Genomic DNA, 25,922 nt, shown 5'->3' on the forward strand with positions numbered 1-25,922 from the left:
TGCAGCCATTCATGATGAAGGTCTGCCCGACTCTTTTATCCTGATTTCCCGGAATATCATCCTGATGGCGACTGAACGTTATAACCCGCGCGATGCTGAACCTCGTTGGCAGCAGAAGTGGAACGAGACGAAGGTTTTCGAAACCGATAACGCCGATCCACGGGAAAAATATTACGTCCTCGAGATGTTCCCCTACCCATCCGGCCGCATCCATATGGGCCATGTGCGCAATTATGCCATGGGCGACGTCGTGGCGCGCTACAAGCGTGCGCGCGGATTCAATGTCCTCCATCCGATGGGATGGGATGCCTTTGGCATGCCGGCGGAAAATGCGGCGCGCGACAACAATGTGCATCCGAAGACCTGGACCTACCAGAACATCGCTTCGATGAAAAAGCAGCTGAAGGCCATGGGCCTGTCGCTGGACTGGTCGCGCGAATTTGCCACCTGCGACGTGGAATATTACCAGCAGCAGCAGCACCTTTTCCTCGACATGATGGAAAAGGGCTTGGTTTACCGCAAGCAGTCCAAGGTCAACTGGGACCCGGTCGACCAGACGGTTCTGGCCAACGAACAGGTTATTGAAGGGCGCGGCTGGCGTTCCGGCGCGCTGGTCCAGCAGCGCGAATTGGTTCAGTGGTTCTTCAAGATCACCGATTTCAGCCAGGATCTGCTGGATGAGCTGGATCATCTGGATCAGTGGCCGGAAAAGGTCCGGCTGATGCAGAAGAACTGGATCGGTCGCTCTGAAGGCATGGCATTGCGCTGGGAGATCGTCTCGTCAACGGCACCTGCGGGTGAGACGGAAGTCACGGTCTACACGACGCGCCCCGACACGCTGTTCGGCGCCTCCTTCCTTGCGATCGCCGCCGATCATCCGCTGGCCAAGGCGGCCGCGGCCAAGAATCCGGCTATCGAATCCTTCGCTGAAGAGTGCCGCCGCCAGGGAACCTCGCTCGCCGCATTGGAGACGGCCGAGAAGAAGGGCATCGACACCGGCGTCCGCGTCAAGCATCCATTTGATTCCAAATGGGAATTGCCGGTCTATGTGGCAAACTTCGTGTTGATGGAATATGGCACGGGCGCTATCTTCGGCTGCCCGGCCGGCGACCAGCGCGACCTCGACTTTGCCCGGAAGTATGACTTGCCGGTCGTTCCTGTCGTCATGCCGAAGGATGGCGATGCGGCAAGTTTCGCAATCGGAGACACGGCTTTCGTCGACGACGGTGTCATGATCAATTCACGCTTCCTTGACGGTAAGACCACCGACGAAGCCTTTCAGCTGGTCGCCGACAAGCTGTCTTCCGAGACCCTGGCTGGCGCGCCGCAAGGCGAGCTCAAGGTGAATTTCCGTCTGCGCGACTGGGGCATTTCCCGTCAGCGTTATTGGGGCTGCCCGATCCCGGTCATTCATTGCGAAGTCTGTGGCGTCGTTCCGGTGCCGAAAAAGGACCTGCCGGTCAAACTGCCCGACGATGTCACATTCGACCAGCCGGGCAACCCGCTCGACCGTCACCCGACATGGCGCCATGTCTCGTGCCCACAATGTGGACACGATGCCCGTCGCGAGACGGACACGATGGACACGTTCGTCGATTCAAGCTGGTATTTCACCCGCTTCACCGCACCATGGGAAGGCAATCCGACCGATCCGGCGGTCGCCAATCGCTGGCTGCCGGTGGATCAGTATATCGGCGGCATCGAGCATGCGATCCTGCATCTTCTCTACTCCCGCTTCTTCACACGTGCCATGCGCGAGACAGGCCATGTGAACGTCAAGGAACCTTTCAAGGGCCTGTTCACCCAGGGCATGGTGGTTCACGAGACCTATCGCTTGGGCGCCGGCGGTCAGAACGGCGAATGGGTTTCGCCGGCAGATATCCGCATTGAGGAGATTGACGGCAAGAGACAGGCAGCCCTGCTGAGGACCGGCGAAGAAGTAACCATCGGCTCCATCGAGAAAATGTCGAAGTCGAAGAAGAACGTTGTCGACCCGGACGATATTATCGCGTCCTATGGTGCCGATACTGCGCGCTTCTTCGTTCTGTCCGACTCGCCGCCGGATCGCGACGTGATCTGGTCCGAAGCAGGCGTCGAAGGCGCACATCGATTTACGCAGCGTCTGTGGCGGCTGATTTCGGAAGCCGCAGATAATCTGAAGGACATCGATCCGGCGCCGGCCAGGGAAGGAGACGCATTGGCGATCTCCCAGCTTGCTCACAAGACATTGCAGGCCGTTCAGGGCGATCTCGACAAGCTTTCCTTCAACAAGGCCGTGGCACGCATCTACGAGCTGGTAAACGCCCTGGCAGCGCCACTGACGGATGTTGCGGCAGGCAAGGGCGATAGTGCCTATCGCGCCGCTGTTCGCAATGCTGCAGAGATTCTCATCCAGATCGTCGCACCGATGACGCCGCATCTGGCCGAGGAATGCTGGACAGTGCTCGGCAATGACCAGATGATCTGCAAGACGGAATGGCCGAAATTCGATCCGGCCCTGGTCGTCGAAAATGATGTGACGCTGCCGGTCCAGATAAACGGCAAAAAACGCGCCGAATTGACAATCTCGCGCGACGCGGATCAAACTGCCGTCGAAGCTGCGGTTTTGGCACTGGATGCAGTCAAGGCGGCTCTTGATGGCCGCGCGCCGAAGAAAGTCATCGTCGTCCCACAGAGGATCGTGAACATTGTTGCCTGACCGCTCATCTCTGCCGCGCCGCACCGCTCTCCTGCTCGGACTGGCGCTTTGCGCCGGTCTCGCCGGATGCCAGGTTCGCCCACTTTATTCCGAGGCCGGTGGCGTTCTGCCAAAACTGGCGTCGGTAGGCTTTGCCGACCCCACAAACCGGATTGAGCAGGTGGTGCGCAACGAGCTTGTGTTCCTCGCTGCAGGCGGCGCTGGCGAGCCGTTGAAGCCGGCCTATGACGTGACCTTGCATGTATCCAGCACCGCGTCGAACGTCCTCGACGATGACGGGCTGGTTGAAGCAAGCGTCCCGGTAGCCGGCCGCGTGCAGGTGACAGGCTCCTATACGATTACCCGCATGAGCGACAGCAGGGTTCTCAAGCGTGGCGAACATTCCAGCGTCTCGTTGATCGACGTATCGCGCCAGAGTTACGCTAAACTTCGCGCCATCAGAGATGCCGAGAACCGCGCCTCGCGTGAACTGGCCGAGTTCATTCGCGCCGACATCGCCATCGTGCTGGCCAAGGAACCGCCACAACAGCAAACCGTATGGCAGAAATAAAGTCCCATGAGTTCGAGCGCTTTCTGGACAAGGGGGCGGAACTCTACCGGTTCTACGTCATATACGGGCCTGACCGCGGCCTGGTGTCCGAGCGTGCCGGTCTCCTCGCCAAGCGTAGCGGCGTGCCGTTGGACGATCCCTTCGCGCTTCTGAAACTTGATGTCGCAGACCTCCAGGGATCACCCGGACGTCTTCTCGACGAGGTGAACGCGCTCGGCCTTTTCGGCGGCGACAAGCTCGTCTGGTTACGTGGTGTCAACAACGAAAAACCGGTACTGGATGCGGTTCAGGCCATCCTGGAGCAGGGCGCTCCCGCCAACACGCTTCTCATAGAAGCCGGCGATCTGAAAAAAGGCAGCGGCCTTCGCAAGATCGTCGAGCCCTCCAGGTCCGTCGCGGTCATTCCCTGCTATGCGGATGACATACGGGCTCTCAACGCCCTGATAGACGCCGAACTGGCACTGGAGCAGCTCACCATCGCCAGCGACGCGAGGAAACAGCTTCTCGATCAGCTGGGCGGCGACCGTGTGGCGTCCCGCAATGAGATCCGCAAGCTTGCTCTCTACTGCCGCGGCGTGGGCAGGATAGAGGAGAGCCACGTCAGCGATATCATTGGTGATGCAAGCAGCGTCTCTGCGGATGATGCCGTGGACGCGATCCTGATCGGCGATCTGCCGGCCTTCCATAAGGCGTTTCAGAAAATCCTGACATCCAAGACGCCGCTTTTCCTCATCCTGCAATCATGTCTGAAACAGTTTCAGCTTCTCGACTCGATGAAAATCGAGATGGAGGAAAAGCGGACATCATCAAGCCAGGTCATGCTCACGCTCGGGCGACATATTCACTTCAAAAGAAAGCCGATATTCGAAAGAGCACTCAATGCCTGGCGGCCAGAGGCCGTCACGCGGGAGGCAGAACGGATACAATCGACCGTTCTCATGTCACGCCAAAGGCAAAGCCTGGAACCAAGCATCGTCTTCCACGCCCTGCTTGCTGCAGCCGTTCAAGCCGCCCGGCGCTGATTACCGCCTTTCAAGAAGTCTGCAGATCTCCTCAAGCTGCTCGAGGCTCTTGTAGGAAATTTTGATCTGGCCGGGGCCGCCCTTGTGGCTGATCTTGACCTCAAGTCCAAGCGAATCCGTCAGTGTGCGCTCCAGGGCCAGCGTGTCAGAATCCTTTTCCGGCTTGGCGGCAGCCTGTGGCTCCGTTTGCGCGCGGATATCGCTTTGCGCCAGACGCTCGGCGTCGCGAACGGACATTCCCTTGGCGATCACGGCCTTCGCGAGCGCCGTTGGATCCGAAGTCGGAATAAGTGCCCGCGCATGCCCGGCGGACAAGGTACCGGACGACAGCATGTCACGAACCGGGGAGGGCAACTTCAACAAACGCAGACTGTTCGCCACATGGCTGCGGCTTTTGCCGATAATGTCGCCAAGATCGTTCTGGGTATATCCATGTTCAGCAATAAGCTGCTCGTAGCCCAGCGCTTCTTCAAGTGGGTTGAGATCCGACCGCTGGACATTCTCGACGATGGCGATTTCAAGCGCAGTCCTGTCGTCGACATTGCGAACGATGACCGGAACTTCCACCAACCCCGCCAGCTGAGCGGCACGCCAGCGCCGCTCGCCGGCGATGATCTCGAATTGACCTTCAGCCAGAAGCCGCGTGACGACGGGTTGGACGATGCCATGCTGGCGGATAGAGCTGGCAAGATCCTGCAACTCGCTCTCATCGAAGTGACGACGCGGGTTGCGTGGGTTGCGCGTAATGTTTTCGATCGGTACCAACCGATCGGCACTGACGCTGGCCGACGTAGTCTCGCTTGGCATCGGCTGATCCATCTCGCCGATCAGTGCTGCAAGACCCCGCCCAAGGCGCCGCTTTGAAATATCATCACTCATACGCTTCTACCCTCGCTTGGCCTGCGCCCTACGCAGCGATCTTCCGCATTCGTTCCCGCTGTATTACTTCCGAGGCCAGCTGAAGATAAGCTTGGCTGCCTGCGCATTTCAGATCATAAAGAATAGCCGGCTTACCATACGACGGCGCCTCCGACACGCGAACATTTCGGGGAATGAGAGTCTGATAGACCTTTTCCCCCAGATAGGTTCTGACATCGTTGACGACCTGTTGCGCCAGATTGTTGCGCGCATCGAACATGGTCAGCACAATTCCCTGGATATCCAGATGAGGATTGACTGTGCGCCGAACCTGATCAACCGTTTCGAGCAACTGGCTCAATCCTTCAAGCGCGAAAAATTCGCATTGAAGGGGAACGAGCACGGAATCCGCGGCCGCCATAGCATTCATAGTCAGCAGGTTGAATGATGGTGGGCAATCAACGAGGATATAGCTAAATTCCTCCGCGCCGGACGTTACAAGCGCCTTTTTGAGCCGGTAGGCCCGATCGGGAGCCTGCGAAATCTCCATCTCAAAGCCCAGCAGGTCCATCGTTGAAGGTACGATGGAAAGGTTGGGAACGGCGGTTTGAACAGCAGCCTCTCCAACCGACATAGCATCGATGAGAATGTCGTAGGACGAGATCTTGCGGTTGCGCCGGTCGATACCGAGCCCCGTGCTCGCATTGCCCTGAGGATCAAGGTCGATGATCAGCACACGCTCGCCGATCGCCGCCAACGCCGTAGCAAGATTTATCGCAGTCGTCGTTTTTCCAACGCCGCCTTTTTGATTTGCGATTGTAATGATCCGACGTTTGCCAAGCATCTTGCACCCGATCCTACAGTGACCTCCGTCGGAGGTTTCCGATCTCGAGGATTACCGAATCCGTCTGAATTGAACTCTGGTGTTTTACCAAATCAAAATCCCAACCGCCATGCGCTTTCCGCAATTCCGTCTCGTAATCCCGGCCTTTATGAAAAAAAGCCGTTGACGGGCGATCGATCATCCACGGTGACGCGTAATTCAGAAGCTTGTCGAGGTCGGCCAGAGCCCTCGCCGAGACGTAATCACAGTCGGCAACTATCTCTGGCGCTTCCTCAATCCTCACCGGATGTACGGATCCACGCGCACCGGTTGACGCAAGGGCAACACGCAGAAATGACGCTTTTTTCTGATTGCTTTCGATCAGATGCACCCAGCCTGTCTCGAACTCGGCGAGCATAATCGCGGTAATGATACCAGGAAAACCACCACCAGAGCCCAAATCGACCCAGCGACCTGGTTTGGCAGCCAGGTTAAATAGCTGTGCGCTATCCCATATATGCCGATTCCACACATCCTGTTTGGTGGAGGGAGCGACCAGATTAATGGCTTTAGCCCATTTGAGAAACAGCTCCGCAAAGATATCGAGGCGCTCGCGCGTTTCACGTGAAACGTTGTGGATGCTCATATGGATTATGACGCCTCACTCAGAATACGGCTGGATTTTCTAACCAGAACAAGCAGCAAGGTAACCGCTGCCGGAGTCATGCCTTCAATCTTCGCAGCTTGGGCGATACTACGCGGCTGAAGACGGACAAGCTTCTGCTTCAGTTCGTTGGAAAGCCCGGATATCGATTGAAAATCAAAGCCTTCGGGGATTTCCAAGGCCTCGTCACGTTGGGCCGAACGAATATCATTGGATTGCCGATCCATATAGACGGCATATCCTGCTTCGATTTCCAGCGCTTCGGTGATCAAAGGCGATAGCGAGGCCAGTTCCGGCCAGACATGATAAAGACCGTTTAAGGAAGCTTTGGGGTAGGAAAGAAGTTCATAGGCGGAACGCCTTTGGCCATCCTTGTTCAGCTTCAATCCGCGACCCTCTGCCTCGTTCGGCGTCAATGTAAGAGACTGCAATAGGGCGCGCCCGATTTCCATTTCGTTCCTGAAAGCGTGAAATTTGGCGGATCGCGCTGTGCCGACCAGACCGAGAGATTCACCCAATCCAGTCAAACGCATATCGGCATTGTCCGCACGCAGCGACAGCCGGAATTCGGCGCGCGAGGTAAACATCCGGTACGGCTCAGTTACACCTCGAGTGACCAGATCATCGATCATCACCCCGATATAGGAATCTGTCCGGCTGAAAATGTGGGGATCAAGTCCCTGCGCTCTTCTTGCAGCATTCAACCCACCGACCAGACCTTGCGCACCGGCTTCCTCATAACCAGTCGTTCCATTGATCTGCCCCACCAGGAACAGCCCCTTGATAGCCCTTGTCTCAAGCCACGGCCTCAACTCTCGGGGATCAACATGGTCATATTCGATGGCATAACCGGGATGAAGAATTTCGACCTGTTCCAGGCCGGGTATGGTTCTGATGAACTCTTCCTGCACTTCCGCCGGCAGCGAAGTCGAGATACCGTTCGGGTAGACCGTCGCATCGTCCAGTCCTTCTGGCTCAAGGAAAATCTGATGCCCGTCGCGCTCGCCGAACCGGACGATCTTATCCTCGATCGACGGGCAATAACGCGGACCAACGCCCTCTATCTGACCGGAATACATCGCAGAGCGGTGAATGTTATCCGCAATGATCTGATGTGTTCTGGCAGTCGTGCGGGTCACCCCGCAGGCAATCTGCGGATTTGTGATCCTGTCGGTCATGAAGGAGAAAGGCGAAGGGACCTCATCTGCTTCCTGCCGATCGATCGACGACCAATCGATCGTCTTCCCGTTCAGTCGCGCCGGGGTCCCGGTCTTGAGACGGCCCAGAGACAGGCCAAACCGTTTGAGCGTGGCTGACAAGCCCAGTGAAGGAGCTTCACCTGTTCTGCCAGCCGGTATCTTCTGGTCACCGATATGGATCAGGCCTCGGAGAAACGTGCCGGTAGCCAAAACAACCGATCTGCAGACGATGTGACGGCCATCAGCGAGGATTATTCCGGTAAGCTCGGAACTGCCGTCCACGCTGATATCGAAAGCGTCGCCTTCGATAACTGTCAACCCGGCATGCTCAAAGATCTCAGCTTGCATCGCTTCACGATAAAGCCGACGGTCAGCCTGTGTGCGAGGTCCGCGAACGGCGGGTCCTTTTTTGCGGTTCAGCAACCGGAACTGGATACCCGCAGCGTCGGCAACACGGCCCATCAAGCCATCAAGCGCATCGATCTCTCGCACAAGATGACCTTTTCCCAAGCCGCCAATAGCGGGGTTGCAGGACATTACGCCGATCGTATCGCGTCTATGGGTAATCAGGGCAACTGTCGCACCGGCTCTGGCGGCCGCGCTCGCAGCTTCACATCCGGCGTGACCCCCGCCAACTACGACGACATCGAAACTCATTCCAGCCATTGTAACCCCGGATGTTTCACGTGAATCATTTACCGATGCAGAACTTGGAGAAGATCACATCAAGCAGATCTTCGACATCGACGCGTCCGGTGATCCTGCCCAGCTCGTCGCCCGCAGCACGCAAGGCGTCGGCCTTCAGTTCTAATCGAGTTTCGTCTATTGCATTTTCAATGAATTTGGAAGTCGATCTTATATACGCAAGATGCCGTTCTTTGCCGGCAATGTCGACCATGCCGGCCGCGGCACCTGCTCTCGCCACAATGGCCGCACGCAGATCATCGAGACCAAGACCGCTTTCGCTCGATATGCACAGGTCATAATCGTCTCTTGCGCCATAGACATCAATCTTTGTGCCGATCGTCAATGTCGTTACCGGAATGTCGGTATATCGTTCCGGAAGCGAATCGGATTGCGTCAGGTGAAGAACGAGATCTGCGTCCAATGCCGCCGAGCGGGCTCTACGAATGCCCTCACGCTCAACAACATCTTCAGCCTCGCGAATTCCGGCCGTATCATGGATACGAACCAGATACCCTCCCATATCCACGTCAACCGACAGAACATCACGGGTGGTCCCTGCTATATCTGTCACGATAGCGACTTCACGCGCGGCTATTGCATTCATCAGGCTCGATTTTCCCGCATTCGGCGCACCGATGATCGCTACTTTGAAGCCGTTACGAATAATCTCTGCCGAAACGGTAGCTTTCGTGGCTTTGGCCATCTCTTCAAGAAGAGCCTCGAGATCATTGGAAATCAAATCGGCTGCCGAAGACGGCGCGTCCTCCTCGTCGGCGAAATCCAGCTCTGCCTCTATCATTGCCCTGGCATAGGTGAGCCTCTCGGCCCAGCTGGAATAACGCTGTGAGAGCGCACCCAGCCCGGTCTGCAATGCCAGCTTTCGCTGCATCTCGGTTTCGGCAGCCACAAGGTCCGCAAGTCCCTCCACCTCGACCAGATCGAGGCGACCATTTTCGAATGCGCGCCGGGAGAACTCACCTGGTTCAGCGTGTTGCAGTCCAAGGTCCAGAAGATTGCGGCTTATTGCATCGATAACGGCGCGACTGCCATGCACCTGCAATTCCGCACAATCCTCGCCGGTAAACGAGAAGGGACCAGGGAAGTGGAAGACCAGCCCCTCATCCATAAGCTCGCCATCGCGTGCGCGAATCTTCCTTAGAGCCGCCTGCCTCGGTTCGGGCAGAACAGTCACCAGCGATGTCAGCGCACTGATCGTTTCGGGACCGCTCAGACGGATGACCGCAATACCAGCAGGAACGTTCCCGCTTGAAAGCGCAAATATCGTCCGCTGTGTCATCGGCTTTACGTCCAGTAGTTTCAAAGACAAAAGGCGCCCGACAAATCGGACGCCTCAAAATTCATGTGATGAATCCGGCTAAGGATCACGTATTCATCGAATCGAAGAAATCGCCGTTGCTTTTCGTCTGCTTCAGCTTGTCGATCAGGAACTCGATGGCGTCGGTCGTGCCCATCGGTGCAAGGATGCGGCGAAGCACGAATATCTTCTGAAGATCCTGACGCGGCACGAGCAGGTCTTCCTTGCGTGTTCCGGACTTGAGGATATCCATGGCCGGGAAGATACGCTTGTCGGCCACCTTGCGGTCCAGCACGATTTCCGAGTTGCCGGTACCCTTGAATTCTTCGAAGATGACTTCGTCCATACGGCTGCCGGTATCGATAAGCGCCGTGGCTATGATCGTCAGCGATCCGCCTTCCTCGATGTTACGGGCAGCACCGAAGAAGCGCTTCGGGCGCTGCAGCGCGTTTGCATCGACACCACCGGTCAGGACCTTACCGGAGGAAGGAACGACGGTGTTATAGGCCCGGCCAAGGCGGGTAATGGAATCAAGCAGGATGACAACGTCACGTCCGTGTTCCACGAGACGCTTGGCCTTTTCGATGACGATTTCCGCGACCTGGACGTGGCGAACAGCCGGCTCGTCGAAGGTCGAGGATACCACTTCACCCTTCACCGAACGCTGCATGTCCGTCACTTCTTCCGGACGCTCGTCGATCAGCAGAACGATCAGATAGCATTCGGGATGATTGTTGGTGATGGAGTGGGCAATATTCTGCAAGAGCACGGTCTTACCCGTGCGCGGCGGCGCAACGATCAGACCGCGTTGACCTTTGCCCAGCGGGGCAACAAGATCGATGACACGAGACGACAAGTCTTTCGACGTAGGAATTTCGAGCTCCATCTTGAAGCGCTCATTCGGATAAAGCGGCGTCAGGTTGTCGAAATGAACCTTGTGCCTGATCTTTTCCGGATCATCGAAGTTGATCGTATTGACTTTCAGCAGAGCGAAATAGCGCTCGCCTTCCTTCGGCCCGCGGATGGGACCTTCCACCGTATCGCCGGTCTTCAACGAGAAACGTCGGATCTGCGATGGGGAAATATAGATATCGTCGGGGCCGGGAAGATAGTTGGCATTCGCCGATCTCAGAAACCCGAAACCGTCCTGCAGCACTTCCACGACACCTTCGCCGATGATTTCCACATCCTGGCTTGCCAGAACCTTCAGGATTGCGAACATCAACTCCTGCTTGCGCATGGTGCTGGCGTTCTCGACCTCCAGCGACTCTGCGAAGGTCAGCAAATCAGTCGGAGATTTGCTTTTGAGTTCTTGAAGCTTCATTTCAGACATGAAGGGGAGACCACTTGAGAAAATAATGGGAAATGGGCGTGTCGGTGAGAAGTTCGTTACCGCGGAGCAAAATCCGGGGAAAACGACAGATTACACGCATGCCACGAGATGGAGCTGAACTGAAAATAGCGATTCCCTTATCTGCCCGCAAGGGGCATCTGCAGAAAAAGCAGGATGCGGATCAGAACGGCTTCACGATGACCAGGATGACGATGACGATCATCAATACGGTCGGCACTTCGTTCCATATGCGCCAGTGCCTTGCGGGCTTTCTCGGCCGGTCTGCGGCAAAATCGCGAACCGCCCGGCTGAAAAGAACATGCACCAGGGTCAGCCCGACCACCATGGCGATCTTCAGATGCAGCCACCCACCTTGAAATCCGTAAATATCCCAGGCGAGGTAGAGCCCCAGCACCCAGCTGACCATCATTGCCGGGTTCATGATGACCTTGAGCAGGCGCCGTTCCATCATTTTGAACGTTTCAGACCGATCGGATCCGATCGGCGCATCGGAGTGATAGATAAACAACCGTGGCAGATAGAGCAGGCCAGCCATCCAGGACATCACGGCGATGACGTGAAAGGCCTTCACATAGAGGAAGAAATCGTCCGGACGAAGCACATAGGTGCCGGCAAGGATGAACAGGAAAATCGAAAGCGCGACGAAGGCACGCGCCTTTGCCTTCGCACCCGCATCCTCGGGCCGAGATCCGTCATGCGGCGCCATCAGTGTCTCCCCTCACACGCCTGACCAGTGCCGCGACATGTTCCGGATCCGCATTAGGGGTGATGCCGTGACCGAGATTGAAGATCAGCGGCCCGTTGCCCAAAGCCTGCAAAATCGCGTCGATCCCCTCGGAAAGCGCCTTTCCTCCGGCAACAACCCGCATCGGATCGAGATTGCCCTGCACCGGGCCATCCTTCTGCAAGTCGGCAGCAAATGACAGAGGTACGCTCCAGTCCAATCCGATCGCATCCGCACCCGTTCTCTGCCGATAGTGCCGAAGATTGAAGCCAGCCCCCTTGGCAAAGGCGATGATGCGCGCCTGAGGCCGCTTGTTACGGACGATATCGATCATTCTGGCAACCGGCTTGATAGCAAATGCCTCGAACTCTTCCTCACCGAGCACACCCGCCCATGAATCGAAGATCTGCACCGCATCCGCGCCGGCATCGATCTGCGAAATAAGATAATCCGCTGAAATCTCGGCCAGAAAAGCCAGCAGGTGTTCAAGCGCCTTACGATGACGATAGCCGAACAGGCGAGCCGGTGCCTGATCTGGCGTCCCGTGTCCCGCAATCATGTAGGTCGCAACGGTCCACGGCGCCCCACAGAAGCCCAGCAGAGCTGTTTCCGCAGGAAGTTCGGCCCGCAACCGCGTCACTGTCTCGATGACGGGAGACAGATGCTGGAGAGCGCCTGTGGCATCCAGAGCGTAGATCCCTGCTTCGTCGATGGGATCCATCTGTGGGCCTTCGCCGGGTGTGAAGCGTACCCCTCTTTTCAGGGCATCGGGAATGACCAGGATATCGGAAAACAGAATGGCAGCGTCAAACCCGTAGCGCCTGATTGGCTGGAGTGTAACCTCAACTGCCAGATCAGGCCTGTAACAGAGATCGAGGAAACCACCCGCCTCCGCGCGTATCGCTCTGTACTCCGGCAGATAACGTCCTGCCTGTCTCATGAGCCATAGAGGTGGAGGGGTTATCGTCTTGCCTTCCAGCACCTCAACGATCTTGCGTCGCATGGCCGCCAATATCATTTCCTCATCTAAAAAATCTATTTCTATAAGGTTTCTATTTCTTAGACTCGGTGAGTATCAAGGATTAAAGTCGACCCACAGATTAACCAGATCGTCCTGCGCCTTCCGCCAGATAGTGGACAACAAGAAAACGAGGACTGGGATTTCTCTAAAAAATCTATTTTTCTCGTTAAAAATCAATATTTTAATTGATTGTTTTGTTGAATCCCATCGGTGGACAACATGTGGATAAGTTTTGAAACAATGATCTTTATCCACGCAACTCACAGCTTCGTCGGGCGACAATCAGATCAAACGCCTTTTGTGGAAAACTCGGCAGTTTTCCCAGACCCTGCTAGCCTCGGGTATCGCGTCGATCGGCTGTCCCGACTTATCAACAAACGGTGAAGAATAACGTGGAGAATCGAAAAAACTTCTTCCACTTGCATCTCGTTTCTGACTCGACCGGCGAAACATTGATCTCGGCCGGAAGGGCCGCCGCCGCACAGTTCCAAAACAGCTATGCGCTGGAGCATGTCTATCCGCTGATCAGGAATCGTAAGCAGCTGGCAGCGGTTCTTGATGCGATCGACGCCGAACCTGGGATCGTTCTTTATACCATTGTCGATCAGGATCTCGCCTCGCTCATCGATCTCCGCTGCCGCGAGATGAGTGTTCCATGCGTCAATGTCCTGGAACCGGTGATCACCTTGTTTCAGGCTTTCCTTGGCGCGCCATCGCGCCGTCGGGTCGGCGCACAGCATGCCTTGAACGAGGATTATTTCGCCAGAATAGAGGCGTTGAACTTCGCGATGGATCATGACGATGGCCAGATGACGGAAACCTACGACGAAGCCGACGTGGTTCTGGTCGGCATCAGCCGCACGTCCAAAACCCCGACCAGTATTTATCTGGCAAATCGCGGAATAAAGACGGCGAATATCCCGATCGTTCCCGGTGTCGAACTCCCCGCTGCGCTTTATCTCGCCACACATCCGCTGATCGTCGGGCTGATCGCCACCACCGATCGGATTTCGCAAGTGCGTGAAAACCGTGAACTCGGCAGTTCCCAGGGCCTCGATCACAACACCTATACAGACCGCGCGAGCATCAATGAGGAACTGAAATACGCCAGGGCGCTTTGCGCGCGAAACAACTGGCCGATTATCGATGTGTCCAGGCGATCCATAGAGGAGACCGCGGCCGCAATTCTTGCACTGCGCCCAAGGCTCAGATAAGCCCGGCCTCAGCAAAATCTGGAGATCGTACCCGACGTGCCCCTTGTCCTTGCCTCGTCTAGCCCGTTTCGCCGCATGCTGCTGGAAAACGCCGGCCTGACGTTTGAATGGCGCGCCGCAGATATCGACGAGCGGCAGATCGAAGCCTCGATCGATGGCGCAAGCCCGGATAAGGTGGCTGCTGTCCTTGCCGGAGCCAAAGCACTGGATGTATCGCGACACTTCCCTTCGACCTTGGTCATCGGTTCGGATCAGACCATGTCATTGGGCGACAGGGTCTATCATAAGGCGCGAAACCGGGCTGAAGCCAAAGAGACACTTCTGTCGCTTTCCGGCCGGACCCATCGATTGAACAGCGCTGTCGCGATTGTGGTGGACGGAGAGATAGTCTGGGAACATGTATCCCACGCTCAACTCACTGCCAGGATCCTCGATGAGGGTTTTGTCGAAAGATACCTTGATAAGGTGGGGGAGAAGGCAATGACGAGCGTCGGCGCCTATCAGCTGGAAGGCGAAGGGATCCATCTTTTTTCCGAAATTGACGGTGATTATTTTACCATCCTCGGCCTGCCCATGCTGCCGCTGTTGCGGGAACTGCGTCACCTGGGAGCGATCGATGGCTGATTTACTTCAAACAACGGCGCCGGCAGCCTTTGTTACCGGCTGGCCCATCAAGCATTCACGCTCGCCGATGATCCATCGACATTGGTTGAAACACCATGGGCTCGATGGCCGGTATGAGCCCATCGCAATTGCCCCGGAAGATTTCGCGTCCTTCATCACCTCGCTGAAGGATGGCGATGGCGGTTTCCGCGGTGGCAACGTCACCATCCCTCATAAGGAAGCCGCCTATATCATGTCCGATCGCGCCGATGCATTGGCGCAGGAACTGGGCGCGGCCAATACGCTCTGGCGCGATGATGACGGCCAGATCCATGCCACCAACACGGATGGTTATGGCTTTGTGGCCAATCTGGATGATCGCAGCCCGGGCTGGGACCGGGTTGATCGGGCGGTGATATTGGGTGCCGGCGGGGCAAGCCGCGCCGTAATCCAGGCCGTCCGCAACCGCGGGATCGGCGAGATTCATGTCGTCAACCGGACCTTCGCACGTGCCCGGGAGCTGGCAGACCGTTTCGGCCCTAAGGTTCACGCTCACGGTCTGGACGCGCTGAGTGAAGTCATGAACGGAGCAGGCCTGTTTATCAACACGACGTCGCTTGGCATGGATGGCCAGCAATCCGTCGAGATCGATTTCTCCGGAATGCATACGGACGCTCTGGTGACCGACATCGTTTATGTTCCGCTTGAAACCCCGATTTTGAAGAAGGCCAGCGAACAGGGCTACAAAACCGCCGATGGCCTCGGAATGCTCCTGCATCAGGCGGCACCCGGCTTCGAGAAATGGTTTGGTTATCGCCCTTCTGTCGATGAAACGCTGCGTGACCTCATCGTTAAAGACATCCAGGCGGCGCCATGATCGTGATCGGTCTGACTGGCTCGATTGGAATGGGCAAGTCGACGACGGCCGGCATGTTTAAAGCACTCGACATTCCGGTCAATGATTCCGACGCCGTCGTGCATGACCTCTACCGCAACGAGGCAGTTGAACCTGTCGGCGCTGCGTTCCCGGGGACAATCCGTGATGGTGCAATCGACCGGGCGGAACTATCCCGCCAGCTGGCCGGTCGGCCGGATGGTTTCAGGCTTCTTGAGACAATCGTTCACCCGCTGGTTCGCGAGCGCGAAAGACGGTTTATCGAAACGCAGCGCGCGGCTGGCGCCGATATCGTGTTGCTGGATATACCCCTGCTTTTCGAAACGGGTGGGGAAGACCGCGTCGATGCTGTTGTGGTTGTAACCTGCGATGCGCGGATACAGAGAGAACGTGTCCTTGCCAGACCGGGCATGACCGAGGAAAAATTCGAATTGATCCTCAGCCGCCAGATGCCTGACGAGCAGAAGCGGAAACGGGCGGACTTTCTGATTGACACTAGCGATGGTTTGGACGCGGCAAACGAAAGGGTCGGGCAGGTTGTCGGCCTTCTGCGTTCAGGAATACGGAGCGAGAAACATGCGTGAAATCATCTTTGATACGGAAACGACGGGACTTGAATCCAAGCAGGACCGGATCATCGAAATCGGTGGGGTGGAGCTGATAAATCACTTCCCGACCGGTCGGACGCTGCATCTCTATATCAATCCGGGCGACCGCAAGGTTCATCCGGATGCTCTGGCGGTGCATGGCATTACCGATGAATCCCTGAAGGACAAACCTCCGTTTGCCGATGTCGTTCAACAGATCCTGGAATTTTTCGACGGGGCGAAGTGGATCGCCCACAACGCCACATTCGATATGGGCTTCATCAACGCTGAACTTGATCGCTTGGGCCTGCCGCCTATCCCGGGCGATCAGGTGGTGGACACACTTTCGATGGCCCGCCGCAAGCATCCCATGGGCCCGAACTCGCTCGATGCGCTCTGCCGCAGATATGGGATAGACAACGGGCATCGTACCAAGCACGGCGCCCTGCTCGACTCCGAACTTCTGGCGGAAGTTTATATCGAGATGAACGGTGGCCGCCAGGCCGCGCTTGGCCTCGGTGGTGTCGAGCAGACGGTGGCGGTTGAGGATGTGGAAGATGACGTGATTGTCACCAATCAGACGAGGCCTCGGGCATTGCCCAGTCGTGTCAGCGATGATGACGCTACGGCTCATGCCTCGATGGTCGAGTCCATGAGAGGCAAGGCGATCTGGCAGAAATATCGCCCGGAAGACGCCTAGAGCAATTCCAGCAAAAGTGGGAACCGGTTTCGCGTCCGGAATTGCGTTGCAACAGACAAATAGTGAAGTTTCGCGTTTCGAAGAAAGGCGGAAATGCTCCAGCAAGCAGGATACATTTAATAAAAAGCCCGGGAGACCCGGGCTTTTCAGATTGCTATCAGCTGTTCAGCGGCTGGACCTGAGCGCGTGTCTGCTCTTCCGCCATGCGCTGGGAAAACATCTGCGCGAAATCGATCGGGTCGATCATCAGTGGCGGGAAGCCGCCGTTACGGGTCACGTCTGCGACGATCTGGCGCGCGAACGGGAACAGCAGGCGCGGGCATTCGATGAACAGCACCGGCAGCATGTGTTCCTGTGGGAAGCCGGTGATACGGAAGACGCCACCATAAACGAGCTCGGTAGCGAAGACGACCTTATCGCCTTCCTTCGCTTCGGCATTCAGAGACAGAACAACATCGAAATCGTTGTCCGACAGCGGGTTGGCGTTGACGTTCACGCCGATATTGATGTTCGGAGCCTTGTCACGAGCTTGCAGCGAGCGCGGTGCGCCCGGATTTTCGAATGAAAGGTCCTTGGTGTACTGGGCGAGAATGTTGATCGAAGGGCTCGCCGACTGCGTGTTTTCGTCTGCCATGGAATATCCTCGGAACTTGTGTGTTGAGGCCGTCTAACATCTAGCCATTTCGCTTACAACCCGTACCAGCCGGCAGGATCAAGACGGATCGCGATCGATACCTTTTGACCAGGGTGAGGACGGCCTGTCATCCGGCGTGCGTCGAAACTCGTCCTCATCGAGATCGACAACCTTGGTTCCGGCGTCGGAGCGGTTTTGCGAAGGCCCGCCTTTATTGTCCGATGGCCGGCTGCGGTTGTTCCGCCCCCTCGATCCGACAATCACGACGCGCTTGCCGATCATCGACCAAAGAAATTGCCTGACGAGGGGGATGAACAGCGCCATTCCGACGAGGTCGGTGATGAAACCGGGCAGGAGCAACAATATACCGGCAACAACGATCATCGCGCCGTCGACCAGTGAACTTGGCGGAATCTGGCCGCCCCGGCTTTGTTGGGAAAGCGTTCTCAGGAGATGCAGACCCTGCTGCCTCAAGAGATAGGCCCCGAGAAGCCCGGTGAGAATGACCAGGGCTAAAGTCCACCAGAGACCGAGCACACTTCCGACAACGACGAAACCTGCGATTTCGGCCAGGGGCCAGGCAAGCAATATGACAAGGGCAAAAATCGGGCGCATGATCCAATCATCGATAAACGAGGCAGCTTCGCAGTCTCACACCTTCGCTATTTGAAGATGCCTGAATGCAGACTATATGATGAAGAGCATTCAACTTTTAAACGGTAATCGCGGGTTAAAATGGGTTCCAACGACTTCATTACACTCTTTTTCCTTGTTGCCGCAGTCCTGATCTTTCTGCAATTGCGCAGCGTTCTGGGCCGGCGGACGGGAAATGAGAAGCCGCCTGTGGATTCTTACAGCCCGCGGGATGTGGCAAAGAACCCTGCTCCGGGGACGGACGACGGCAAGGTCGTGACCTTGCCTCGGCGTGAGGCAGCGGAAGAGGACCAGCGTTTCGCTGATGCGGATACGTTGGCTCCGGCCGGCAGCGACTTGAACGAATCGCTCAAGGCTTTGATCAAGGCCGACCTGTCCTTCAACCCGAAGGAATTTCTGAATGGCGCCAAGATGGCCTACGAGATGATCGTCATGGCCTTTGCCGATGGCGACCGCAAGACGCTGAAGGGCCTGCTTTCCAAGGAAGTCTTCGACGGTTTCGATGCGGCTATTCGCGAACGGGAAACAAGAGGTGAGGTGATAAAATCCACCTTTGTCGGTATCGGCAAGGCTGCAATCACTCACGCGGCACTCAAGCAGTCCGAAGCGCAGGTGACCATCCGCATCGTCAGCCAGCTTATCTCCGCCACGTTCGACAAGGATGGCAAGCTGATTGACGGAGACCAGGAAACGGTTGCCGAAGTGACGGATATATGGACCTATGCCAGGGACGTTCGATCCAAGGATCCAAACTGGAAACTGATCGCGACCGAATCCGAACAATGACCTCGTCTTCGCCGGGATTCCGCCTGTCACCAGTATCCTTCGGCGATCTTCCGGGCTGGAAGACTGATGATCCTCGACCTTTGTTCGAGGGAATGTCGCGATGTCTCTCTTATATTCGCGGTGTAAAACCTTATCGAACCGGGGCACTGGGCCTTTCCGCCGAGGATCTTGAACCGCTGCTGGAGATGGTTGCCGACAGGCAGCCATCGACTGCCGTTGAAGCGCGAACCTTCTTCGAAGACAATTGTGTTCCGTTTCTCATCACCCGCGACGATGGCGGACGTGGGATGGTGACCGCTTTTTATGAACCGGAGGTCGACGTTTCGGCCCAACCTGACGGGAATTTTGCACACCCGTTCTATTATCGGCCTGACGATCTCATCGATCTTGACGACGCCAACAGGCCGGCCGATCTCGACTCCGGCTACATGTTTGGTCGGCAGACACCGTCCGGGATTGAAGGTTATGTCGACCGGCGGGCTATCGACCAAGGGTTCCTGCAGGGCCGGGGTCTGGAAATCGCCTGGGCACGGTCCAAGGTCGACGTCTTCTTCGCTCACGTCCAGGGGGCCGCAAGACTGCGTTATCCTGATGGCAGTATTCGCAGAATTACCTATGCAGCCAAGGCGGGTCATCCGTTTTCGCCGATAGGAAAGCTCCTCATCGACATCGGCGAGATCGAGCGAGAAAAAATCTCGATGCAGTCAATCAGGGAATGGTTGGCGAGGAATCCGGCTAAGGTTGATGAAATCCTCTGGCATAACCGTTCCTACATATTCTTCCGCGATGCCGATGTGTCGGAAGACAGCCTTGGCCCGATCGCTGCGGCAAAAGTTCCGCTGATGGCCGGCCGGTCGCTGGCCGTCGATCGGTTGATCCATACATTCGGCTATCCGTTTTTTGTCCACGCGCCCACACTGACCCATCTCGATGCGGGTGCGCCCTTTTCAAGATTGATGCTTGCGCTGGATACCGGGTCTGCAATCGTCGGCCCGAGCCGTGGCGATATCTTTACCGGCTCGGGTTATCACGCCGGCGAACTTGCCGGCACGGTGAGGAATGAGGCGGATTTCTACATCCTGGTTCCCAGAGCGGCGGCGGGCAGGTATGGGCCATGAGCGGCGGGCGCAAACTTAATCCCGAGGAGCGGATGTTGTGGGGAAAGGTCGCGACGTCGACCCGTGCCCTTCCCGATCGCCGGCGTGATCTTTTGCAGTTCGAAGCAGAGGAAACGGCAAGACAGGCGGAAACACTGTCCAGGCCGGCGCCGAAGGACGTTACCGAGAAGCAGGTCGTTGGACATGTGCCGGTCGGACGAAAGTCGAGCGGTCTCCACCACCCGTTGGAGCGCCCGACGAAACAGAAGCTGGCAAAGGGCAAGCTCGCGATCGAGGCGCGGCTTGATCTTCACGGTCTTTTTCAGTCCGAGGCGCACGACCTTTTGCTTGATTTCATCTACCGGGCCCATGAGCGGGGACTTCGTCACGTTCTGGTCATCACCGGCAAGGGCAGTTCCATGGGAAGTGAGGGGGTTTTGCGTCGGGCGGTTCCTCTCTGGTTTTCCAAGGCGGAGTTTCGCTTCCTGATCTCGTCCTACGAATGGGCCGCGCGCCATCATGGTGGTGACGGTGCACTTTACGTGAGACTGGCTCGCGGTGAGAGGATCGGCTTGTGACCCCTTTTGGGCGGGCGATGCGCGAACTGCGCGAGCGTAGGGGCATTACCCAGCGCGCCCTGGCGCAGGCAATCGGCGTGACGCCGGCCTATCTTTCTGCGCTGGAACACGGCCGGCGTGGACGCCCGACCTTCGAGCTTCTTCAGCGCATTGCCGGTTATTTCAATATCATCTGGGATGAGGCCGAGGATCTGTTTCGCCTGGCCGATGCGTCGGATCCTCGTGTAGTGGTTGATACCGCCGGTCTCGCCCCCGAATACACGTTGTTGGCCAACGAACTGTCCAAACGGATTAGCACTTTGCCACCGGACGTGGTAGATGAGATCATCAAGCTCTTGAAGCGTCCACAATAGCCGCTTTTTCTGGGAAACATCCACGGCTTTTGCTGCCATTTTGGCCTGCCCAACCTTTAGGATCAGCCCGGTATTTCCTATATTCACATCGGAAACAGCGGTGATTCGTGCGTCACTGACAAAGAACCAACCTGGAAGAAACTGAATGACCGATATACCCGCAAGCGAAAACGGTGCGAGTGCAGAATATGGTGCCGATTCGATCAAGGTACTGAAGGGCCTGGATGCGGTCCGCAAGCGCCCCGGCATGTATATCGGCGATACCGATGATGGATCCGGTCTCCACCACATGGTCTACGAAGTGGTGGACAACGCGATCGATGAAGCGCTTGCCGGCCATGCGGATATCGTGACAGTCACACTCAACGCTGACGGATCCGTGACCGTTACCGACAACGGCCGCGGCATCCCGACCGACATCCACAAGGAAGAAGGCGTCTCTGCAGCGGAGGTCATCATGACCCAGCTGCATGCCGGCGGTAAGTTCGATCAGAATTCCTACAAGGTCTCTGGCGGTCTGCACGGCGTCGGCGTCTCTGTCGTGAACGCGCTTTCGGTCTGGCTTAAGCTCAGGATCCGCCGCAATGGCAAGCTTCACGAGATTTCGTTCACCCATGGCGTTGCCGATGGTCCGCTGAAAATTGTCGGCGAATATGAAGGCCGCTCCGGCACGGAAGTCACATTCCTTGCCAGCACTGAAACCTTCACCATGACGCAGTTCGATTACAATACGCTCGAACACCGCTTGCGCGAACTGGCCTTCCTGAATTCCGGTGTCCGAATTCGGCTCACCGATCGCCGCAAGCCGGACGTCAAGGAAGAGGAAATGATCTATGATGGCGGCCTCGAAGCCTTCGTCAGCTATCTGGATCGCGCGAAGAAGCCGCTCGTTGAAAAACCTGTTGCCATCAAGGGCGAGAAGGATGGCATGACGGTCGAAGTGGCAATGTGGTGGAATGACAGCTACCACGAGAACGTCCTCTGCTTCACCAACAACATCCCGCAGCGCGACGGCGGCACCCATATGGCCGGTTTCCGTGGTGCATTGACCAGACAGATCACCTCCTATGCCGATACGTCAGGCATCATGAAGCGTGAAAAGGTCTCCTTGACCGGTGACGACTGCCGTGAGGGTCTGACGGCGGTCCTGTCGGTGAAGGTTCCCGATCCGAAATTTTCATCGCAGACGAAGGATAAGCTGGTTTCCTCGGAAGTCCGTCCGGTTGTTGAAAGCCTCGTCAACGAAGCGCTGAGCTCGTGGCTGGAGGAACATCCTGCGGAAGCCAAGGTTCTTGTCGGCAAGGTCGTCGAGGCCGCGGTTGCCCGCGAGGCAGCCCGCAAGGCCCGCGAACTCACCCGACGCAAAGGGGTACTCGATATAGCATCGCTGCCGGGCAAGCTTGCAGATTGCTCCGAGCGTGACCCGTCCAAGTCCGAAGTTTTCCTCGTCGAAGGTGACTCCGCCGGCGGTTCGGCCAAGCAGGGCCGTTCGCGCGAGAACCAGGCAATCCTTCCGCTGCGCGGCAAGATCTTGAACGTCGAACGCGCACGCTTCGACAAGATGTTGTCCAGCCAGGAAATCGGTACACTGATTACCGCGCTCGGCACATCGATCGGCAAGGACGAGTTCAACGCTGACAAGCTGCGTTATCACAAGATCATCATCATGACGGACGCTGACGTGGATGGCGCGCATATTCGCACGCTCCTCCTCACATTCTTCTTCCGTCAGATGCCCGAACTGATCGAACGCGGCCATATCTATATCGCCCAGCCGCCGCTCTATAAGGTCGCTCGAGGCAAATCCGTGCAATACCTCAAGAACGAGGTCGCTCTGGAAGAGTACCTGATCAGCATGGGTATCGAGGAAGCCACCCTGACGCTCGGCTCCGGCGAAGTGCGCGCTGGCCAGGACATGCGCGAGGTCATCCATGATGCCCAACGCATTCGTTCTCTGATCGATGGCCTCCATTCCCGTTACAGCCGGTCGATCATCGAGCAGGCGGCGATCGCCGGGGCTCTCAATCCGGAACTCACGGACAATCGCGAGCGTGCTCAGCAAACCGCGGACGTGGTCGCCCAGCGTCTGGACATGATCGCGGAGGAGACTGAACGTGGCTGGTCCGGCCATGTGACGGCTGAAGGCGGCCTGAGCTTCGAACGCATGGTTCGTGGCGTTCGTGAAGTTGCCTTCCTCGATAACGCGCTGATCGGCTCGGCAGATGCACGCTATATCGCCCAGATGTCGACGCGACTGCAGGAAATCTACAGCACGTCGCCGGTTCTCGCCCGCAAGGAAGGTTCGCAGGAGATTTCCGGACCCCGCGCGCTTCTCGACGCGATCTTCGCTGCAGGCCGAAAGGGTTTGTCGATGCAGCGTTACAAGGGCCTGGGCGAAATGAATGCCGAACAGCTCTGGGAAACCACGCTCGATCCGAACGTTCGCACACTTCTGCAGGTCAAGGTCAATGACGCGACGGATGCGGACGGGCTCTTCTCCCGCCTGATGGGTGACGAAGTCGAACCCCGGCGCGAATTCATCCAGGATAACGCCTTGAGCGTGGCCAACCTCGATATCTGAGGTCGGGCATTCGGGATCCTGTTAGAACCGACACGGGGCCGATTGGCCCCGTTGTCTTGTCCGGCTAATGGTTCACGTGAAACGCTTGTTCGCAGAGTGTTTCCGGCGAAGGTGTCAGACCGCTCCACGTACGCAATCGGCTGGAAACCGGAAGCCGGATTAGGTTATCGCATTCATTGGCATATTAAATCAGCGAGCGGCTTTTGTGAGTTGGTAAACCCGTTACGGCTCACCGGAGAACTTTCCTTCAAACGCAATCTCCGACACCGGCTTGCGGCCGCTTGGCACTTCCCGCTCCTGCAAATCAGCAGGTAACGTGCTTTTGTGCGCGATACGCCCGATGGCCGCCGCCGCCTCGACGCGGAAACCTTTCGGTAATCCCATAACGTTGATCGCCTTTTCCTTGTCGAAACCTTCCATTCCATGAGCATGGTAGCCGAGCTTCATTGCCTGGCAAATCACCGAAAACCATGCCGCTCCGGTATCGAAGGAATGGGTATAGGCCGGTCTGTCTTCGCCCTTCGAGGAAACACGATGAGTCTTGGAGGTTATGATCATCAGTGCCGCTGCATTTTTCGCCCATCGCCGGTTTCCCTCCACGAGAAGATCCAGAATTGCGTCGAATGCCGGAGTGCCGCGCAGACCGTAGATGAACCGCCATGGCTGGTTGTTGCCGGAAGAGGGTGCCCAGTGAGCGGCATCGAGTATGGTAAGCAGCGTGTCCTGATCCATGGTTTCGTCTGTGAAGGCGCGTGGTGACCAGCGGTCGAGGAAGACGGCGTCAATGGGGAATTCTGATGTTCTGGAATTGCTGCTGGTCATCGCCGATCTCCTTTTCGTGTCACGAATAAGATAGGTGCTGCAGCGCCTGTGGCAATCGAGGAACTCGGGCGCGCAGGTGACAAGTGGACATTCGTAGGTCATAGATGGCTGGGGAGGCGCGTATGGCGAATGTCATGCGCGAAGGACGCTTTAAATGGCAGGAGGAGCGCGGCCATGAAGGGCAGCTCGATCATGTTCTACCAGTTCTATGAGTTGAACCACGCCGCCATGGCGCCATTTCGTGCCGGCGCCGAGGCGCTGCGGTTTGTTTCGGGCAATCCGCTCAATCCGCTTTCCCAGACAGTGTTGGGTCGAACGCTGACAGCCAGCCTTGAGGTATTCGAACGGGCGACGCGTCGTTACGCCAAACCCACTTTTGGTTTGAGCGAAACAAGAGTCGATGGCGAGCATGTTGCCGTGACCGAGGAAGTCGTATGGGGAAAACCCTTCTGCGATCTCCTGCATTTCAAACGCGATCTACCGGTATCTCGGCCGCCGGATCAGAAGATATTGCTCGTCGCGCCGATGTCCGGCCACTATGCGACATTGCTGCGTGGCACGGTGGAAGCCTTGCTGCCGAATGCCGATCTCTACATCACAGATTGGATCGACGCCCGGATGGTGCCGGTCACCGAGGGCAATTTCGATCTGGATGACTATATCGACTATATCATCGAGATGCTGCACCACCTCGGTTCAGGGGCACACGTGATTGCCGTCTGCCAGCCGTCAGTGCCGGTTCTTGCGGCCGTTGCGCTGATGGAGCAGAAGCGGGATCCGACTCTCCCCGCCTCCATGATCCTGATGGGCGGTCCGATCGACACGCGCATCAACCCGACGGCGGTCAACAAGCTGGCCAAGGAACATTCGCTCGATTGGTTCAAGGACAACGTCATCATGACGGTACCTTTTCCGCAGCCGGGTTTCATGCGGCCTGTCTATCCGGGTTTTCTTCAGCTCTCCGGCTTCATGTCGATGAACATGGACCGGCATATGCTGGCACACCGGGAGTTTTTCGAACACCTGGTCAAAAATGATGGAGAGCCGGCGGAAAGACATCGCGACTTCTATGACGAATATCTGGCCGTCATGGACCTGACGGAGGAGTTCTATCTCCAGACGGTAGATACCGTTTTCATTCGCCATGCGTTGCCGAAAGGTGAGATGATGCATCGTGATACTCCAGTCGACACAGGCGCTATCCGTAACGTTGCCCTAATGACGGTTGAGGGAGAAAATGACGACATTTCGGGTCTGGGCCAGACCCAGGCGGCCCATACGATCTGCCCCAACATTCCCGGCAAGCTGCGCCTCCATTACGTGCAGCCGGACGTGGGCCATTATGGCGTTTTCAACGGAACTCGTTTTCGCAAGGAGATCGCTCCGCGCATATTGGAGTTCACCACTTTGCACGCCCAGGTTCAGACCGCTGACACTCCGGCACCCAAACCCAAACGGACGAGAAAGAGCAGCTCAACCGGAGCCAGGTAGATTGAATTCTCC

The 25,922-nt window shown here is 56.9% G+C and carries 25 protein-coding genes; 14 read left to right on the plus strand and 11 right to left on the minus strand.

From position 1 onward, the window contains the following. Positions 1-64: 64 nt before the first annotated feature. From leuS to holA, 3 genes are read left to right on the plus strand one after another with little or no spacing between them, the layout of a single operon-like run. A complete protein-coding gene (gene leuS, locus AC2GXZ_RS27100; protein WP_483762345.1) occupies positions 65-2,698 on the plus strand; it encodes a leucine--tRNA ligase in 2,634 nt (877 codons plus the stop codon). After that, positions 2,691-3,248, plus strand: a complete 558-nt coding sequence (locus AC2GXZ_RS27105; protein WP_483762346.1) for a hypothetical protein — start codon at positions 2,691-2,693, stop codon at positions 3,246-3,248. The genes leuS and AC2GXZ_RS27105 overlap by 8 nt, the downstream gene beginning before the upstream one ends. Next, positions 3,236-4,270, plus strand: a complete 1,035-nt coding sequence (gene holA, locus AC2GXZ_RS27110; protein ID WP_483762347.1) for a DNA polymerase III subunit delta — start codon at positions 3,236-3,238, stop codon at positions 4,268-4,270. Before AC2GXZ_RS27105 ends, holA begins: the two co-directional genes overlap by 13 nt. On the opposite strand, the gene AC2GXZ_RS27115 is transcribed toward holA, so the two are convergent. The 8 genes from AC2GXZ_RS27115 to hemE all read right to left on the minus strand — a co-directional run bounded on the left by AC2GXZ_RS27115 (position 4,271) and on the right by hemE (position 12,906). Then, complete coding sequence (locus AC2GXZ_RS27115) at positions 4,271-5,149, minus strand: ParB/RepB/Spo0J family partition protein (protein WP_483762348.1); 879 nt, start codon at positions 5,147-5,149, stop codon at positions 4,271-4,273. Between the two features lie 28 nt (positions 5,150-5,177). Then, positions 5,178-5,972, minus strand: a complete 795-nt coding sequence (locus tag AC2GXZ_RS27120; protein WP_483762349.1) for a ParA family protein — start codon at positions 5,970-5,972, stop codon at positions 5,178-5,180. Between the two features lie 13 nt (positions 5,973-5,985). Further along, positions 5,986-6,603, minus strand: coding sequence for a 16S rRNA (guanine(527)-N(7))-methyltransferase RsmG (rsmG, locus tag AC2GXZ_RS27125; RefSeq protein WP_483762418.1), 618 nt, complete (start codon positions 6,601-6,603; stop codon positions 5,986-5,988). Next, a complete protein-coding gene (gene mnmG / locus AC2GXZ_RS27130; protein ID WP_483762350.1) occupies positions 6,603-8,480 on the minus strand; it encodes a tRNA uridine-5-carboxymethylaminomethyl(34) synthesis enzyme MnmG in 1,878 nt (625 codons plus the stop codon). Before mnmG ends, rsmG begins: the two co-directional genes overlap by 1 nt. Before the next feature lie 25 nt (positions 8,481-8,505). Next, a complete protein-coding gene (gene mnmE, locus AC2GXZ_RS27135; RefSeq protein ID WP_483762351.1) occupies positions 8,506-9,798 on the minus strand; it encodes a tRNA uridine-5-carboxymethylaminomethyl(34) synthesis GTPase MnmE in 1,293 nt (430 codons plus the stop codon). An 85-nt stretch (positions 9,799-9,883) separates the two neighbouring features. After that, positions 9,884-11,149 (minus strand): transcription termination factor Rho, encoded by a 1,266-nt coding sequence (gene rho / locus AC2GXZ_RS27140; protein ID WP_483762352.1) that lies wholly within the window; start codon positions 11,147-11,149, stop codon positions 9,884-9,886. Between the two features lie 181 nt (positions 11,150-11,330). Beyond that, entirely contained in the window at positions 11,331-11,876 is a 546-nt protein-coding gene (hemJ, locus tag AC2GXZ_RS27145) for a protoporphyrinogen oxidase HemJ (RefSeq protein WP_483762353.1), read from the minus strand. Further along, entirely contained in the window at positions 11,863-12,906 is a 1,044-nt protein-coding gene (gene hemE, locus AC2GXZ_RS27150; protein ID WP_483762354.1) for a uroporphyrinogen decarboxylase, read from the minus strand. Before hemE ends, hemJ begins: the two co-directional genes overlap by 14 nt. Positions 12,907-13,307: 401 nt before the next feature. On the opposite strand from hemE, the gene AC2GXZ_RS27155 reads away from it, so the two are divergent. From AC2GXZ_RS27155 to dnaQ, 5 genes are read left to right on the plus strand one after another with little or no spacing between them, the layout of a single operon-like run. Next, positions 13,308-14,129, plus strand: coding sequence for a pyruvate, water dikinase regulatory protein (locus AC2GXZ_RS27155; RefSeq protein WP_483762355.1), 822 nt, complete (start codon positions 13,308-13,310; stop codon positions 14,127-14,129). A 36-nt stretch (positions 14,130-14,165) separates the two neighbouring features. After that, entirely contained in the window at positions 14,166-14,753 is a 588-nt protein-coding gene (locus tag AC2GXZ_RS27160; protein WP_483762356.1) for a Maf-like protein, read from the plus strand. Continuing rightward, a complete protein-coding gene (locus AC2GXZ_RS27165) occupies positions 14,746-15,609 on the plus strand; it encodes a shikimate dehydrogenase (RefSeq protein WP_483762357.1) in 864 nt (287 codons plus the stop codon). The genes AC2GXZ_RS27160 and AC2GXZ_RS27165 overlap by 8 nt, the downstream gene beginning before the upstream one ends. Further along, positions 15,606-16,211, plus strand: coding sequence for a dephospho-CoA kinase (coaE, locus tag AC2GXZ_RS27170; protein WP_483762358.1), 606 nt, complete (start codon positions 15,606-15,608; stop codon positions 16,209-16,211). Before AC2GXZ_RS27165 ends, coaE begins: the two co-directional genes overlap by 4 nt. Further along, on the plus strand, positions 16,204-16,914 hold the full coding sequence (gene dnaQ / locus AC2GXZ_RS27175; protein ID WP_483762359.1) for a DNA polymerase III subunit epsilon: 711 nt from the start codon (positions 16,204-16,206) through the stop codon (positions 16,912-16,914). The genes coaE and dnaQ overlap by 8 nt, the downstream gene beginning before the upstream one ends. A gap of 157 nt (positions 16,915-17,071) precedes the next feature. On the opposite strand, the gene secB is transcribed toward dnaQ, so the two are convergent. Further along, entirely contained in the window at positions 17,072-17,548 is a 477-nt protein-coding gene (secB, locus tag AC2GXZ_RS27180) for a protein-export chaperone SecB (RefSeq protein ID WP_483762360.1), read from the minus strand. Positions 17,549-17,626: 78 nt separating this feature from the next. Continuing rightward, positions 17,627-18,163: an FxsA family protein gene (locus tag AC2GXZ_RS27185; protein ID WP_483762361.1), complete on the minus strand. Its 537-nt coding sequence runs from the start codon at positions 18,161-18,163 to the stop codon at positions 17,627-17,629. A 120-nt stretch (positions 18,164-18,283) separates the two neighbouring features. On the opposite strand from AC2GXZ_RS27185, the gene AC2GXZ_RS27190 reads away from it, so the two are divergent. From AC2GXZ_RS27190 to gyrB, 5 genes are all read left to right on the plus strand, one after another. After that, positions 18,284-18,988, plus strand: a complete 705-nt coding sequence (locus AC2GXZ_RS27190; protein ID WP_483762362.1) for a Tim44/TimA family putative adaptor protein — start codon at positions 18,284-18,286, stop codon at positions 18,986-18,988. Next, positions 18,985-20,106, plus strand: a complete 1,122-nt coding sequence (gene mltA, locus AC2GXZ_RS27195; RefSeq protein ID WP_483762363.1) for a murein transglycosylase A — start codon at positions 18,985-18,987, stop codon at positions 20,104-20,106. The genes AC2GXZ_RS27190 and mltA overlap by 4 nt, the downstream gene beginning before the upstream one ends. Further along, positions 20,103-20,663, plus strand: coding sequence for a Smr/MutS family protein (locus AC2GXZ_RS27200; protein WP_483762364.1), 561 nt, complete (start codon positions 20,103-20,105; stop codon positions 20,661-20,663). The genes mltA and AC2GXZ_RS27200 overlap by 4 nt, the downstream gene beginning before the upstream one ends. Then, a complete protein-coding gene (locus tag AC2GXZ_RS27205; protein WP_483762365.1) occupies positions 20,660-21,016 on the plus strand; it encodes a helix-turn-helix domain-containing protein in 357 nt (118 codons plus the stop codon). The genes AC2GXZ_RS27200 and AC2GXZ_RS27205 overlap by 4 nt, the downstream gene beginning before the upstream one ends. Positions 21,017-21,161: 145 nt before the next feature. Then, positions 21,162-23,597: a DNA topoisomerase (ATP-hydrolyzing) subunit B gene (gene gyrB, locus AC2GXZ_RS27210; RefSeq protein ID WP_483762366.1), complete on the plus strand. Its 2,436-nt coding sequence runs from the start codon at positions 21,162-21,164 to the stop codon at positions 23,595-23,597. A gap of 222 nt (positions 23,598-23,819) precedes the next feature. Here the strand turns inward: gyrB and AC2GXZ_RS27215 are convergent, their stop codons facing one another. Then, positions 23,820-24,419 (minus strand): nitroreductase family protein, encoded by a 600-nt coding sequence (locus AC2GXZ_RS27215; protein WP_483762367.1) that lies wholly within the window; start codon positions 24,417-24,419, stop codon positions 23,820-23,822. A gap of 192 nt (positions 24,420-24,611) precedes the next feature. Here AC2GXZ_RS27215 and AC2GXZ_RS27220 point away from each other — a divergent pair, with 192 nt between their 5' ends. Then, positions 24,612-25,910 carry a polyhydroxyalkanoate depolymerase gene (locus AC2GXZ_RS27220; protein WP_483762419.1) on the plus strand — a complete coding sequence of 433 codons (1,299 nt, stop codon included), beginning with the start codon at positions 24,612-24,614 and terminating at the stop codon, positions 25,908-25,910. Positions 25,911-25,922 lie beyond the last annotated feature (12 nt).

This window comes from Aliirhizobium sp. YIM B11859 (assembly GCF_057163345.1).